Below are 14,542 nucleotides of genomic sequence, written 5' to 3' on the forward strand. Positions count from 1 at the left end.
CTCCTCCACCCCCACCCGGGGCATCCACCCGGTGGCCCGGGTGAAGGCGCGCGTGTCGGAGACGTAGTAGCGCTGGTCGCCCGTGCGCCAGTCCTCGAAGTCGATGCGCGGCGCGCGGCCCGTCCGCCGCCGGATGAGCGCCAGCAGCTCCAGCAGGCTCACCGTCTGGCCCGGCCCCCCGCCGATGTTGAAGGCCCGGCCCCGGATGCGCGGCATGGCCTGATGGGCCAGCCGGAAGGCGCGCACCAGGTCCTCCACGAAGAGGATGTCGCGCACCTGCATGCCGTCGCCGTAGAGCGTGAGCGGCTCGCCCTCCAGCGCCCGCAGGAGGAAGTGCGCCACCCAGCCCTGGTCCTCCGTGCCGAACTGCCGGGGCCCGTAGATGCAGCTCATCCGGAACACCACCGTCGGCAGGCCGAAGCTCCGCGCGTAGTCCAGCACGTACTGGTCCGCCGCCCCCTTCGAACACCCATAGGGGCTCTCGAAGTCGAGCGGGCACGCCTCGCTGATGCCGTGCGCGAGCGTGCGCTCGTCCATGGGTGCGTAGCGCTGGCCCCGGACCGCGAGCTCCAGCCCCTTCAGCCCGCCATACACCTTGTTGGTGGAGGTGAAGACGAGCTGTGCGGGCGTCTCCAGCTCCCGCAGCGCCTCCAGGACATGGAGCGTGCCGCGCGCGTTGACGTCGAAGTCGTGGAGCGGGGACTGGAGGCTGTGCGTCACCGCCACCTGCGCGGCGAAGTGGAACACCTCGGTCGCGTCGCGCACCGCCCGGCGCACCGCGAGCAGGTCGCGCGTGTCCGCCACGTCGATGCGCAGGCGCTCGCCGTGGCGCTCGCGCAGCCAGCGCAGGTTCTTCTCCACGCCGGGGCGCGACACGTTGTCGAACACGCGCACCGCCCGCCCCTCCTGGAGGTAGTGGTCCGCCACGTTGGAACCGATGAAGCCCGCGCCCCCGAAGATGACGACCGTCCCCTCCCTGCCGAGCCCTGGCTTCATACGGTGAGCCCCCGAGCGTCCAGCTCCGCGCGTGCTTCCGCGGCCCGGTCCTGGGCCACCTGTCCCACGAGCCACCGCGACAGCTCCAGGAGCCCCTCCTGGAACCCCACGCGGGGCGCATACCCCAGCACCTCGCGCGCACGGGTGATGTCCGCGAAGCAGTGGCGGATGTCGCCCATGCGGTACTTCCCCGTCACCGCCGGCCGCATCCGGGACAGGCCCATCACCTCGCCCACCGCGCGCGCCACCTCGCGCACGGTGACGGCCCGGCCGCTGCCCACGTTGAGCACCTGGCCCGCCACGCCCTCCACCTGGAGCGCCAGCCGGCAGGCCTGCGCCACGTCGTGCACGTTCACGAAGTCGCGCTGCTGCAGGCCGTCCTCGAAGAGCAGCGGCGCGTTCCCGTTGAGCAGCCGCGACGCGAAGATGGCGAGCACGCCGGTGTACGGGTTGGAGAGCGACTGGCGCGGGCCGTAGACGTTGAAGAAGCGCAGCGCCACGGTGGGGATGCGGTACGCGCGGCCCACGAGCAGGCACAGCCGCTCCTGGTCGAACTTCGACAGCGCGTACACGGACGACAGCGTGGGCGCCTTGTCCTCGGGCGTGGGCACGGGGGTGAGCCGTGTGCCCTGGGCGTCACGCAGCTCCCAGTCCCCGGCCTGCAGCTGCGACAGCGACCGCTCCGGCCCCGGCACCATGCGGCCATCCGGCGCGAGGCACAGCCCCTCGCCGTAGACGCTCATGCTGGAGGCCACCACGAGCCGCTCCACCGGGCGCTCGATGAGGGCCTGGAGCAGCATGGCCGTGCCCTGGTTGTTCACCGACGTGTAGTGGGCCACCTCGTACATGCTCTGGCCCACGCCCACCGCCGCGGCCAGGTGCACGACGGAGTCCACGCCCTCCAGCGCCCGGCGCACGGCCTCCGCGTCGCGCACGTCCCCGACGTGGAGCTCCACTTCCGGCGACAGGTAGTCGGGGCGCTCGCTCCCGGGGCCGTGCACCTGCGGCACCAGGGAGTCCAGCGCCCGCACCCGGTGGCCGTGCGCGAGCAGTTCGTCCGCCAGGTGCGAGCCGATGAAGCCTGCTCCCCCGGTGATGAGGATGTGTTTGCGGCCCATGCGCCCCCCCGGGCCGCGTCCACGCACGCGGCCCTCTCCCTGTTCGGGGCAACGGTAAACACCCCACCGTCCAGGTCATCCCTCCCTGATGGCTTGCCTGCGTGTGCGCGCCCCCGCATGCGGCGGGAAGCGGCGTCACGCAACGGCCGCGGAGGCGGACCTGCTCAGGCGGACAGCGGCGACGGCGGCGAAGGCCGGTCGGGCAGCAGGCCGCGCGTCTGGCGGCGCACGAGCGATGCGTAGTAGCCGTCGTGGCGCATGAGCTCCGCGTGCGGACCCTGTTCGACGATGCGCCCCTCCTGGAGCACCAGGATGCGGTCCGCGTCCACGACCGTGGACAGCCGGTGGGCGATGGCGAACGTGGTGCGGCCCTTCATCAGGCGGCCCAGCGCCTCCTGCACCAGCGCCTCGCTCTCCGCGTCCAGCGCGCTCGTGGGTTCGTCCAGCACGAGGATGGGCGGGTCCTTGAGCAGCGACCGCGCGATGGCGATGCGCTGGCGCTCGCCAGCGGACAGGCGGCTGCCCTTCTCTCCCACCACGGTGTCGTAGCCCTGGGGCAGCCGGTCGATGAAGACGTCCGCGTGGGCGGCGCGGGCGGCGGCTTCGATCTCCTCCTGCGAGGCCTCCGGCCGGCCGTAGGCGATGTTCGCGCGCACGCTCTCGTTAAAAAGCAGGCTGTCCTGGAGCACCACCCCGATGTGGCGGCGCAGCGACATCTGCTTGAGGGAGCGCACGTCCTGCCCGTCGATGCGCACCGTGCCCCGCACGGGGTCATAGAAGCGGTACAGCAGGCTCATCAGGGTCGTCTTGCCCGCGCCACTGGGCCCCACGAGGGCAATCGTCTCTCCCGCCCGCACCTTCAGGTCCACGCCGCGCAGGAGCGACCGGCCCTCGCCCGCGGCGGAGGGGTAGGCGAAGTGGATGTCGCAGAACTCCACCTCCCCCTTCACGGCCGTCACCTCGCGCGCGTCCGGCGCGTCGCCCAGGTGGTCCTGCGCGTCCAGGATGGAGAACACCTGGCGCATGGCCACGGACGCGGTGCGCAGCGTGCGGTACACGCCGCTCAGGCCCTGCACCGGACCGAACAGCCCGCCGATGTAACCCAGGAACGCCACCAGCGTGCCGGTGGTGATTTCACCCTTGAGCACCAGCAGGGCGCCCATGCCGATGGACGCCACGCGCGCCACCAGCACGGCGATGTTCTGGCTGCCGCTCACCACGGCGTCGTAGCCCACGCCCCGGACGACGACGGCGTTGGCCTCGCGCACGCCGTGCAGGAAGCGCTGCTTCTCGCGCTCCTCCATGGCACAGCTCTTCACCGTGACGATGCCGGAGAGCACTTCGTTGAAGCGGGCGTAGATGCTGGCCCAGCGGTCCATCAGCGACTGCTCGCGCCGCGTCTGCACGGGCGCGGCCCTGCGGGCGATGAGCACGGGGATGGGCGCGAACGCGAGCGCCACCAGCGCCAGCCGCCAGTCCAGCCGGAGCATGATGATGACGGAGAGCAGCAGGTACGCCGCCGCGGGCACGACGTTGAAGGCCAGCTCCGTGATGGCGCCCACGAAGCCCTGCATGCCGCGGTCGAGCCGGGTCATGATGGCGCCCACGCCCTCCTCGCGGTGGAAGCTCAGGGGCAGCGAGTGGAGGCGCGTGACGGTCGCCTCGTTGAGTGAATAGTGCACGTGGATGCGCGTGCGCCAGGTGAGCCAGTTCGCCGTGGAGGCGAGCCCCTCGCGCGTCAGGCCCATGAGCACCAGGCCCACGACGCCGAGGAGCACCGCCCGGGCAGCCCCCTGCGCGCCCAGCTGGTCGAAGATGTGCTTGAGCACCAGCGGCTCCAGCGCGCTCAGCGCGGAGCCTGTCAGCACCAGCAGGAGGATGAGGGCGACGGCGCGCCGGTGGGGCTTGAGCCAGGCCATCGCGCGTGACAGGGAGGCGGCAGGGACGGGAGGGTTCTGCATGAGCGCCAGGAACGCGCTGGCTTCCCCTCCCCTTCCCTTCCCGGCTCGGGCGCTCAGGCGTAGAGGCGGTCCAGCGTGGTGGCCACGTCCACGAGCCGCTCGGCCTCCGCGTCGAAGCGCCCGCCCTTCGCCAGCCGGGTGGCCCACGCCACGGCGGCCCGTCCGCCCCAGGCGTCGGGCGGAGTGCTCAGCCGCTCGCGCTTCGTGCCCTGGAACACGTCCGCGGTGAAGTCGTAGAAGGAACCGTCCACGTTGCGGAACGCGGCGCCGCCCTTCGTGCCGTAGAAGGCCGCCTCGATGACCGCGTCGCACCCGGCGGGCAGCTTCCATGAGCAGGCAAGCTGCACGGAAGCGCCCGTGCCCAGCAGCAGCTGCGCGGCGGCGAAGTCCTCCACGCCCTCCTCGCGCGAGCCAAGCGGCCGCCCCTGAGCGAAGCGCCGGGTGGACACCGCCTCCACGGCGGGGAAGCCGAGCGTCCACAGCGCCAGGTCCACCAGGTGGATGCCCAGGTCCATCACGCAGCCGCCGCCCGCTTGCCTCGGGTCGTAGAACCACGGCTTGTCCGGGCCGTACGCGTTGTGGAACACGAGGTTCACCGCGTAGACGTGGCCCAGCGCGCCCGCCTGGATGCGCTCGTGCAGCCGCCGCATGCCGGTGGTGAAGCGGTAGCTCAGGTCCACGCCCAGGAGCCGGTCCTCCGCGCGGGCCGCGTCCACCACGCGGCGGACCTCCGGGGCCGTGCGGCCCAGGGGCTTCTGGCAGAACACGGCCACGCCGCGCTCCAGGGCGCGCAGGGACTGCTCCGCGTGCACCGCGCTGGGCGTGGCGATGACCAGCCCGTCGAGCCCCAGGTCGAGCAGCGCGTCCAGCGACTCGACGCACTTCGCGCCAGGAGCCAGGGCCAGGGCCTCGCGGACGGCGTCGCCGGAGGGGTCGCAGAGGCCCACCACCTGGACCTGCTCGGAGCGCACGATGGCCTCCATGCGGTTGCGGCCGATCCAGCCCACGCCCAGGAAGCCGACCCGGGGCTTCAGCTCCCGCCAGATGGCGCTCATGGGGTGACGAGCCCCTTGAGGAAGCCATCCGGGCGCGTGCGCATGGCGTCGAAGGCCCGGTCCATCTCCTCCAGCGGATAGGAGGTGAAGAGGGGAGACGGATCCAACCGGCCGGAGGCGACGGCGTCCACGGCCAGGCGCATGCCCTCGACGTAGACCTTCGGGTCACGCTCGTGGGCGTTGACGACGTCCAACCCGCGCCAGTTCCACAGCTGCAGGTTCACCTGCCGGGGCCCGTCCTGGTGGTAGCCCGCGATGACGAGCTTCCCGCGCACGCGCGTCAGCTCTCCCGCGAGGTCCAGCGGCCACTGCTCGCCGACGACCTCGATGACGCGGTCGCAGAGGGTGTCCCCGGTGAGGGTCTTCACGCGCTCGATGATGCGGTGGTGGTCATCCATGGGGATGCATTCGGTGGCGCCGTAGCCGCGCGCCAGCTCCAGCGCCCAGGGCCTGCGGGTGATGGCGATGACGCGCGCGCCGGCGTTGGCCGCGAGCCGCGTCACCACCGCGCCCAGGAAGCCGATGCCGATGATGGCGACCGTCTGGCCCGGCTGGATGTCCGCGCGCCGGAAGATGTTCATCGCGCAGCCCAGGGGTTCGCCGGGGAAGGGCTTGCCCGCGAGCGACGGAGGCAGCACCACCGTGGCGGACGCGTCCGCCAGGTCGTACTCCGCGAAGGCCGAGGACGACAGCATGGCCACGCGGTCGCCGGGCCTCAGGCCGGAGACGTCCGGGCCCAGCGCGTCCACCACGCCCCAGCCCTCATGCCCGGGAGCACCGGGAGACATGGGGTAGCGGAACCAGTCGCGCCCTTCCCACACGGGGAGGTTGGAGCCACAGACGCCACAGCCCTCCATCCTCACCCGGACCTTGCCGGGCCCCGGTTCGGGCCGGGCCACGCGCTCCACGCGGATGCCCCGAGGCCCGCCCACCACCGCCGCCCGCATCGTGACCGCCGCCGCGCCATCCATGTGCTGCCTCCCCGGTGAATCGCCTCAAGCTAGAGCCGTGCCCGGCACGAGGGACCCAGCGCGACAGGGCGGTGCTGCTGTGCACTCGCCGCCAGGAATGGAACTCAGCGCACTGCCTCCACCACGCCGGCCGCGTGACGCGTGAACGGGGGCACTGCGAGCGACAGCTCCGGCTCCATCACGAGGCGCTGCTCGCGGCCCAGCACTTCGCCCGTCACGTCGTTCCACCAGGTGATGCGGTACTGGCCGGGTGGCAGCCGCAGGCGGACCTGTGCACCGGACACGGGCTGGCCATAGCCGTCCTTCGCGCCCATCACCCACAGCGCCTGCAATCCCGGACGGCCCATGGCCCAGGCCCGCGTGCCCGTGGGCGATACGGTGGGAGGCTCCATCGGCAGGAGCGGCGGGCCTGACGGCAGGCGGGCGAGGTAGTCCGCCAGCACTCGGAAGTGCCGGCCGCGCTCCGGCGTCATCGGCACGTCGGAGTCCTCGGTGAAGGGCGGGGCGCTGTGCGCGAGCACGCCCGCGCCACAGAAGGTGGTGACCCAGATGCCCACGTGCGTGTGGTCGTACGTCCGGCGGTCATCGCCGCCGTAGCCGAACTCGCCCAGGAGGATGGGCTTGTTGTAGCCCCAGGTCTCCGCCACCTTGCGCGTCAGCTCCGCCGCGAGCGCATGCACCTCATAGAACTCCTTGCCGTAGAGGTGCCATTGCAGGAGGTCGTCCTGCCGGCTCGCGTACCAGGGGCGCTCGTCGCCATCGACGTTCCATTGCAGTCCCACCGAGCCCACCGTGACGAGATGCCCGTACGGATCCTCCGCGTGCCACGTCGCCGCGAGCTTCTCCGCCCAGGGCATCCACGTCGCCTCGCCGACGTTGCCGTCCCACTCCGGTTCGTTGAGCAGGTCCACCGCCAGGAAGGCAGGTGATGCGCCGAAGCGCGCGAGCACGTAGCGCAGCCGCTGCTCCGCCAGCTCCGGCCGGTCGAAGAAGTCATCGGGCGTGGCAGCCGGGCCTCCGCGCGCGGTGCTGTAGGGATTGTCCTCCCAGCTCTTCCACGTCTCGCCCGGCGTGAAGCCCACCGCGAAGAGGGAGATGATGACCTGGAGGCCATGCCGTTCAGCGGCGTCGAAGATGGCGTCGTAGCGGGCGGCGACCTCCGGGTCGAAGACGCCGGGGCGAGGCTCCAGGCAGCCGGGCTGGGGGCCGGGCTCCGGCTCCTCCCGCTCGCAGTCGGTGAAGATGAAGATGCGCAGGGTGTTCATCCCGCGCGCCGCCATGCCCGCGATGTAGTCCGTCGAGGACTGCTGGCCGTGATTCCAGGTGGGGTCGTAGACGTTGAAGCGGTTCTCCCCCAGCGGCAGGAAGGGCGTGCCGTCCTCCCACGCCAGGTGGTGCGCGGAAACCGCGCTGCGGCGCACGAAGCCCCGGCGCGAGGACGGCCGGGACACGAACCGGCCCGAGGCGACCTCCACCGTCCCCGCCTGGATGCGGTAGCGGTACTCGCCCACCTCCTGGGGCGTGAAGCGCACGCGGAAGCCGCCGCCCGTCACGGGGAAGCCGCGCACGCCGACTTCGCGGCCGGAGGGCGCCACGAAGCGCCCGTGCACGGGAACGTCATCCGGGGCGCCCATGCCGCCGGGGACGGTGAAGCCGACCTCGAACCGCGCGAAGCGCTCCACCTCCTGGAGCGGAGCCGGGGCGGCGGGCGGTGGGCGTGAGGCCGCGCACCCCGCGAGCAGCACGACCCACAGCCACACCCGGAAGCCCTGCGTGAACGGCGCCATGTCCCCTCCCCTCCCCGACGCCAGTCAGCGGGCCGAGCGCCCGGAGTTCCTCCAAGGTCGCCCGGCCGTCCATCACCGCGGGCCCCTATCTTCCCTCCACGACCGTGAGGTGCTGGAGCGGGAGGCAGTGCGCATGCGCGTGAAGGAGCGGGAGCTCGATCTCGACTGGGTGACACCCCTGTTGGCGGTGGGCGGAAGCTATCCCATGGATGCCGCCGCGCATCTGGCCCAGAAGCTGGGCGTGCGTCATGTGGTGGATGTCCGGGTGGAGTGCCGGGACGACGAGCACGTGCTGCGGAAGCACGGCATCACGTTCCTCCACCTGCCCACGGTGGACATGCGCGCCATCCAGTCGCGGATGATCCACGACGGCGTGGAGTGGGTCCGCGAGCGGCTGGCCAACGAACAGAAGGTCCTCATCCACTGCGAGCACGGCATTGGCAGGAGCGCGCTGCTGACGTTGTGCGTGCTGGTGGATCAGGGAATGGAACCGCTCGCCGCGCTGGATCTGGCCAAGACGCGGCGGCCCTGCGTGTCGCCCAGTCCTGAGCAACTGGGGGCCTTCATCGCGTACACGCGGGACGTGCATGCAAGGGGGGCCGTCCCGTGGCCAGTGCCCACGCTCGAAGCGCTGGGCACCATCGCGTACCGGCATCTGCGTGCTTGCCTGGAAACAAGCTGAGGGAATGCTCGTCTACGGAGATCATCCACGAACGCTGGCCCCCACCGAAGTCCTCGGTCTGCTGAGAGTCCGCCTGCGGAGGCTGGCCACGCTGCCTCCGGGACTGGAGCGGCACGCGGAGCTGGTGACGCTGTTCATCGAAGCCAGCGTACTTGCCCAGGGCCTGCTGGACGCGGACGCGGAGGCCACGGGCGAGGACGAAGCAGGCCCCAGGAGCCAAACGTGGCTCGCCCTGCCCCAGGCGCTCGCAAGGTTCTTGAGTGAGAAGTGGGACGGCATCGCCGCACCGGCCACGGCGGTGCTCGCGCTGCTCGAATCGATTGAACAGAGCGAACTGCCCGCACAAGTGACGCTCAAGGAGCCCGAGGGCTACGCGCACTTCGCGCTCTACCCTGAGCTGTACCTGGAATCCGCGCGGGCCTCGCGGCTCCCGACTTCGACACGGGTGGTGGGCGTGCGAAGCATCGGCACCGGGCTCGCATGCATCGTCGCGGCGGGCCTCGGTACGTCCAAGCCGCCCATCACCGTCCGCCCTGTCGGTCCACCGTTCGAGCGCCGGTTGCATCCCGGCCCCCGGCTCACACGTGAACTGGAGGCCGTGGCTTATGCCGACGCGGTGGCCATCGTGGATGAGGGGCCCGGATTGTCCGGCAGTTCCTTTGGCGCGGTGGCGGACTTCCTGGAGGCAAGGGGCATGCCTCGCGAGCGACTCCACTTCTTCCCCAGCCACGCGGGCCCTCCAGGTCCCATGGCCAGCGAGCATCACAGCGCACGTTGGACACAGGTCCACCGCCACACCATGGACTTCGACCGCTGTGCCGCGCGACTCACAGCCTGGGTGGAAGACCTCACCGGCCCGGCCATCGCGCCGCTGGAGGACATCAGTGCGGGAGCATGGCGCCACCACGTCTTCCCGGATCCCCGAGACTGGCCCGCGGTCCACATCCAGCAGGAGCGCCGCAAGTACCTGCTGACCACGGAGCGCGGCTCGTTCCTGCTTCGCTTCGCGGGTCTCGGCATCCCCGCGGTGCACCGGGCCCTCCGAGCACGGCAGCTCGCGGAAGCCGGCTTCACGCCGCCCGTCGTAGGGCGACGCCACGGGTTCCTCGTGCAGCCCTGGTTGACTCAAGCATCCCCATCATCCCGTGCATACGACCCGGACCATGCCGCGCCGAAAGCATGCCCTCTACCTCTCGCACGAGGCCTGGACCGCACCGCGCTGCTGGAGCACGTGGGGCACTACCTCGGCTTCCGCGCACGCGCCTTCCCAGCGCCGGAGCCCGGACGCGGCGCCCCCATGAACCGCCTGCTGGAGATGGCCCGGCACAACACCGCCAGCGTCATGGGCGAAGCCATCGCGCGAGCCCTGGATGCATGGAGACCGCATCTGGACGCGCTCGCACGGGCCGCACGCCCCGTGGAAACGGACCACAAGCTCCACCCATGGGAATGGCTCATCCTCCCTGGTGGCCAGATCCTCAAGACGGACGCCGTGGACCACCACGCCGGGCTCGACCTGGTGGGCTGTCAGGACGTGGCCTGGGACATCGTGGGCGCCGCCATGGAGTTGAACCTGAGCGAACCCACGCTCGCCACGCACGTCGAGCGCACCAGTGGCCACGTCGTGTCTCCGCTGCTGCTGCGCTTCTACCGGCCCTGTTACCTCGCCTTCCAATGTGGCCATTACACCCTGGCCGCGACCACTCTGAAGAACGCGGCCCCCGACGAAACCCTCCGTCTGCGCGCCGCCGCGGCACGCTACGCCGCACGCCTGCGCGACGACCTCCGCGGGTCGCCAGAGGTTCATTGACGAAGCCTGCACCCCGAAGAGGTCCACGCGGACGCGCGACCCACCGAGCAGGGTGTGTCGCGGTGACGTGCGTGGGCGGAAGCCAGGAAGGCTCTACGCGCAGAGGTGCGCTGCCGGGGGCGGACTTCGAAAACCTATCCGACTGTCAGGCAGGTTCGCTCCAGCTGCGGCCCGGGGGTTGTGCTGGCCCGACAGGCGCTCAGGAAGGGCCCACGGGCAGAGGCGCCCCGCTGGGAGCGACGTCCGCCAACTGGTCCGAATGTCGGACCAGTTCGCGCCGCCCGTCGCCGGAGGCAGCGCTGGCCCGGCGAGTGCCGAGGACGGTGGGCCCTTGCGTCCATGTCAGACCCCTCTGGTTGGATGGGCGAAGCATTGGCGAGAAGGGCGGCGGAGATGGTGCGGGTAGGGCTCGTGGCGTACGTGGAGGAGCAGCTCGAGCGGGACATTTCGCTGGGGCGGCTGCCGAGGAACGGGCGATTGGCCTCGGAGCGGATGATGGCTCGCTGGTATGGGGTGAGCCGGGGCACGGTGCGCGAGGCCTTGCGGCGGCTGGCGGCGCGGGGCCTGGTGGTGCAGCGCTCTGGGCGACAGGCGCAAGCGGTGGCTCTGGACGAATCGCTGACGCTGGAGAACCTGGGCCTGGCGCTGCATGACGAGCGCTCCGAGGCGTGCCGGCGGCTTCTGGAGGGCTTCTTCAGCCTCAAGCGGCAGGTGCTGGTGGAGCTCCTGGTCGACTGCTGCGCGAATGCCTCCGTCATGGAAATGGGGCCGCTGGAGGACATCTGCTTCCAGCTCTGGGACGAGGCCCGCTGGAATCCTGGGGAGCGGTGCGCGCAGTTGGAGTTCGAGTTGCTGCGGCAGGCGGCCCAGACGGTTGCACGCCCCGGGCACCTGCTCCTCATCCAATCGCTTCAGCGGGCCTTCAGGGGCATTTCGGCCCGGCTGCTGCCCTTCATGGGCGGTGAGTCACTGCGCCAGTGGGCCATCTGCGCGCAGCATGCCCTGCAAGAGCGCGACATGCAGGCACTCCAGCATCAGCTGCCGGCACTGCTGAAGGCCTGTGATGAGCGGGTGCTCGACCAATTCGCGCCACGTCCTCAGGAGCATGCCTCTCCCGAGGCGCCTCACGCGCAGGAGGGCCTCCTCGGCGCTCCTGCGTCACCCCCCGCGCAAGACGACGCGCCTGCGGTACTCCCCTGCTGTGAGACGCGTGGTCCTGGCACTCCCGCGCCAGCCATAAGTCAGGACGATGCGCTGGAGGCACGCCCTGGCGTTGAGGAGCGAGGCACCGGCCAGTTCGTGCCAGCCTCCGAGGACACCGGTCCGCTCGGAGTTGCGACCCAGCCCCCTGTGCAGGCCCCTCTCTTGGAACCCGACAGCGGTGCGCCGCGTCTTCCCGCCGTCCTGGGCCCCGCGCCCAGCGAGCCCTGGGGCGCGTGCGTTGGAGGGGGCGTCCCGGACGCTTCGTCCGCGGAGGGGCCTCCGCCTGAGCCCTGCACCCGCTCCGGACGCGTTGACGAACCTCTAGGGGACTAACTGGCGTAGCGCCGCGTCATCCGCGCGCAGAAGTCCGCGTACTCCTCCACGTGGTTCGGCGGGCTGGTGTGGTGCGCGGCCATGCCGCACGACTCCGGCGTGAAGCAGTACGTGAGCGTCACGTCGAAGTCCTCCAACGCGCGCATCTGCCGGTCGAACCACACCTCCGCGCCCGGCCGCAGGCTGTCCGCCCAGCTGAGCCCCGTGCGCACGTGGCGCACTCCCAGCTTCTTCAACCACGCCACCGCGTCGTCCAGTCGCGGGTCCTCGAAGTGGAACCACTGGCAGATGCCCAATTCCGGCGTGTAGTCCGCGAAGTGGCGCAGCGCGCGCTTGGGCGTGCCGTCCTCGCGCAACAGCCCCATGTGGAAGTGCCGGTAGTACGACGACCCCTCCGCCTCGCGGTGGCGCGTGGTGGCGGGCCACGTCTTGGGCAGGTCATAGAGGCTGTACCAGTGGATCCGCTCCACCCGGCCCAGCAGCAGCTCCGCGGTGCGCCGCAGGCCGAACTCCTGCACCTCCTCCGCGCCGAAGGAGGACACGCCCACCTCCGTGACCCACACCGGATGGCGGGACACCGCGCGCACCTCCGCGATGCGCCGGGGCCACTCGTCGATGGGCCAGTGGTTCCAGTCCAGCGGGAAGCCATGCACCGCCACCACGTCCACCTCGTCCAGCGCCCCCTGCCGATCCAGGCGCTCCAGGAAGCCCGGGTCGATGGGCGACATGCCCCCCAACACCCGGGGCAGCGTCGCGTGCTCCGCGCGGACCGCCGCCCCCGCCAGCCGCACCATCCGCGAATAGATGAGCCAGTCCTTGTCGAGCTCGAGGTCCCAGTGGGACTTGTTGTTCGGCTCGTTCCAGAGCTTCACCGCTTCAATCATCGCGCGCCCCCTGCCATCCAGGGTGTGCAGCGCCCGTGGCCTTTCAAGGCAACCGTCCCCCAGGGGCATCCCCGCGCCCGACGGCCATCCCTCCCCACGGGGCTCCTTGCCCGGGAACTACGAAAGGCTTCGTTGACACCTACGAAATCGTTCGTATAACTATGCGTAGGAAGCGGTGAGGAGAGAGGAAGCCATGAGCCGAGGAAAGCTGCCGCGCCCCACGGATGCCGAGCTGGCCATCCTGCGGGTGCTGTGGGACCGGGGCGCACGCACCGTGCGCGAGGTCCACGAAACGCTTCGGGACGGGAGCGGCTACACCACCGTGCTGAAGACGATGCAGATCATGACGGAGAAGGGGCTGGTGACGCGCGACGAGTCCCAGCGCGCGCACGTCTACAGCGCCCGGCTCCCCCGGGAGAGCACCCAGCAGCAGCTGGTCACCGACCTGGTGGACCGCGTGTTCGGCGGCTCCCCGGCGCGGCTCGCCCTGCAGGCCCTGTCCACGAAGAAGACGTCCCCCGAGGAGTTGGCGGAGCTGCGCCAGTTGCTGGATTCGCTCGAGAAGGAGTCGGAGTCATGAACGGTCTCATCCTGGAATCGGTGGGTTGGGCGCTCGTGCACCTGCTGTGGCAGGGCGCGCTCGTGGCGGTGGCCCTGGCGCTGGCGCTCCGGTGGGTGGGCCGGCGCTCGGCGAACCTGCGTTACGCGCTGGCGTGCGGCGCGCTGGGCATCATGCTGGCGCTGCCGGTGGCCACCGCGTGGCGGCATGCCTCGCGCGCGGTGGACGCCCGCCCGGCGCCCACGGCTTCCGTCCAGCGGACCGCGGCGCCCCTCCCGGGCCCGGTGTTCCGCTCGCGCGTGGAGCTGCCCTCGCGGCGGTCCATTCCTCTGAAGGAGACCCCGTCGCTGCCCCTGTTGGAGGGGATGTTCCAGCAGGTGGGCGAGCACCTGCCCTGGCTGGTGCTCGCCTGGGGCATGGGCGTGGCGGCGTCATCGCTGCGCCTGCTCAAGGGCTGGCTGGGGCTGCGCCGCCAGGTGGACGAGGCGGTGCACGCGTCGTGGGAATGGCAGCAGCGGCTGGAGGTGCTGGCGCGGCGGCTGAACCTCACGCGCCCGGTGCGCCTGCTGGTGTCGTCGAAGCTGGACGTGCCGTCCACGCTGGGCTGGCTCAAGCCCGTGGTGCTGGTCCCCACCGCCACGCTCACCGGGCTGGCCGTGCGCGAGCTGGAGCTGGTGCTGGCCCACGAGCTGGCCCACATCCGCCGTCACGACTTCGCGGTGAACATGGTGCAGACGCTGGTGGAGACGCTGCTCTTCTACCACCCGGCCGTGTGGTGGATGTCCCAGGTCATCCGCGTGGAGCGGGAGAACTGCTGTGACGACCTCGCCGTGCGCCAGGGCCCCGGTGCCCTCCCCTACGCCCGCGCGCTCACCGCCCTGGAGGCGCTGCGGCTGCAGGGAATGGACGCCAGCGGTCCCGCGCTGTTCGCGCTGGGCGGTTCGCTGAAGGACCGCGTGCGGCGGCTGGTGGTGGCGCCCGCGTCGCGGTGCTCGTCCCGCTGGGCGGCGGGGGTGTCCATCGTCACGCTGGCCAGCAGCCTGGCGCTGGCGGCACCGCTGACGGCACTCGCCGTGCAGCCCGTGAAGGCGCCTGGGGCGACGGCCCCGGTGCTCCCCGTCGTGAGCGCCAGCCCCACCGTCCAGGCCCGTACGCCCCTGGCCGCCTCCACGGACCTGATGCA

At 71.3% G+C, this 14,542-nt stretch carries 12 protein-coding genes; 5 read left to right on the plus strand and 7 right to left on the minus strand.

All coding sequences use genetic code 11. The features are described 5' to 3' along the window. The 6 genes from D7W79_RS26260 to D7W79_RS26285 all read right to left on the minus strand — a co-directional run. Window positions 1-996: NAD-dependent epimerase/dehydratase family protein (locus tag D7W79_RS26260; protein WP_120528141.1), on the minus strand; the 996-nt coding region annotated here is incomplete at its 3' end. After that, window positions 993-2,114, minus strand: coding sequence for an NAD-dependent epimerase/dehydratase family protein (locus D7W79_RS26265; protein ID WP_120528142.1), 1,122 nt, complete (start codon window positions 2,112-2,114; stop codon window positions 993-995). The genes D7W79_RS26260 and D7W79_RS26265, both read right to left, overlap by 4 nt. Window positions 2,115-2,278: 164 nt before the next feature. Beyond that, window positions 2,279-4,075 (minus strand): ABC transporter ATP-binding protein, encoded by a 1,797-nt coding sequence (locus D7W79_RS26270; protein WP_244221975.1) that lies wholly within the window; start codon window positions 4,073-4,075, stop codon window positions 2,279-2,281. Window positions 4,076-4,128: 53 nt separating this feature from the next. Then, window positions 4,129-5,130 carry a Gfo/Idh/MocA family protein gene (locus tag D7W79_RS26275; RefSeq protein WP_120528143.1) on the minus strand — a complete coding sequence of 334 codons (1,002 nt, stop codon included), beginning with the start codon at window positions 5,128-5,130 and terminating at the stop codon, window positions 4,129-4,131. Next, window positions 5,127-6,101 carry an MDR/zinc-dependent alcohol dehydrogenase-like family protein gene (locus tag D7W79_RS26280; RefSeq protein ID WP_120528144.1) on the minus strand — a complete coding sequence of 325 codons (975 nt, stop codon included), beginning with the start codon at window positions 6,099-6,101 and terminating at the stop codon, window positions 5,127-5,129. Before D7W79_RS26280 ends, D7W79_RS26275 begins: the two co-directional genes overlap by 4 nt. 104 nt (window positions 6,102-6,205) lie before the next feature. Then, window positions 6,206-7,888, minus strand: a complete 1,683-nt coding sequence (locus tag D7W79_RS26285) for a cellulase family glycosylhydrolase (RefSeq protein ID WP_120528145.1) — start codon at window positions 7,886-7,888, stop codon at window positions 6,206-6,208. Window positions 7,889-8,021: 133 nt separating this feature from the next. Here D7W79_RS26285 and D7W79_RS26290 point away from each other — a divergent pair, with 133 nt between their 5' ends. From D7W79_RS26290 to D7W79_RS26300, 3 genes are all read left to right on the plus strand, one after another. Further along, entirely contained in the window at window positions 8,022-8,570 is a 549-nt protein-coding gene (locus tag D7W79_RS26290) for a protein-tyrosine phosphatase family protein (RefSeq protein ID WP_120528146.1), read from the plus strand. A gap of 4 nt (window positions 8,571-8,574) precedes the next feature. Continuing rightward, window positions 8,575-10,380, plus strand: coding sequence for a hypothetical protein (locus D7W79_RS26295; RefSeq protein ID WP_120528147.1), 1,806 nt, complete (start codon window positions 8,575-8,577; stop codon window positions 10,378-10,380). Between the two features lie 360 nt (window positions 10,381-10,740). Continuing rightward, on the plus strand, window positions 10,741-11,916 hold the full coding sequence (locus D7W79_RS26300; RefSeq protein ID WP_244221976.1) for a FadR/GntR family transcriptional regulator: 1,176 nt from the start codon (window positions 10,741-10,743) through the stop codon (window positions 11,914-11,916). Here D7W79_RS26300 and D7W79_RS26305 read toward each other — a convergent pair. After that, a complete protein-coding gene (locus D7W79_RS26305; RefSeq protein ID WP_120528149.1) occupies window positions 11,913-12,800 on the minus strand; it encodes a glycoside hydrolase 5 family protein in 888 nt (295 codons plus the stop codon). The genes D7W79_RS26300 and D7W79_RS26305 overlap by 4 nt on opposite strands. A gap of 193 nt (window positions 12,801-12,993) precedes the next feature. Here D7W79_RS26305 and D7W79_RS26310 point away from each other — a divergent pair, with 193 nt between their 5' ends. Then, window positions 12,994-13,380 carry a BlaI/MecI/CopY family transcriptional regulator gene (locus tag D7W79_RS26310; protein ID WP_120528150.1) on the plus strand — a complete coding sequence of 129 codons (387 nt, stop codon included), beginning with the start codon at window positions 12,994-12,996 and terminating at the stop codon, window positions 13,378-13,380. Beyond that, on the plus strand, window positions 13,377-14,542 hold a 1,166-nt coding region (locus D7W79_RS26315; RefSeq protein WP_147442055.1), incomplete at its 3' end, for a M56 family metallopeptidase. The genes D7W79_RS26310 and D7W79_RS26315, both read left to right, overlap by 4 nt.

Source organism: Corallococcus exercitus, from assembly GCF_003611585.1.
Classification (GTDB): domain Bacteria; phylum Myxococcota; class Myxococcia; order Myxococcales; family Myxococcaceae; genus Corallococcus; species Corallococcus exercitus.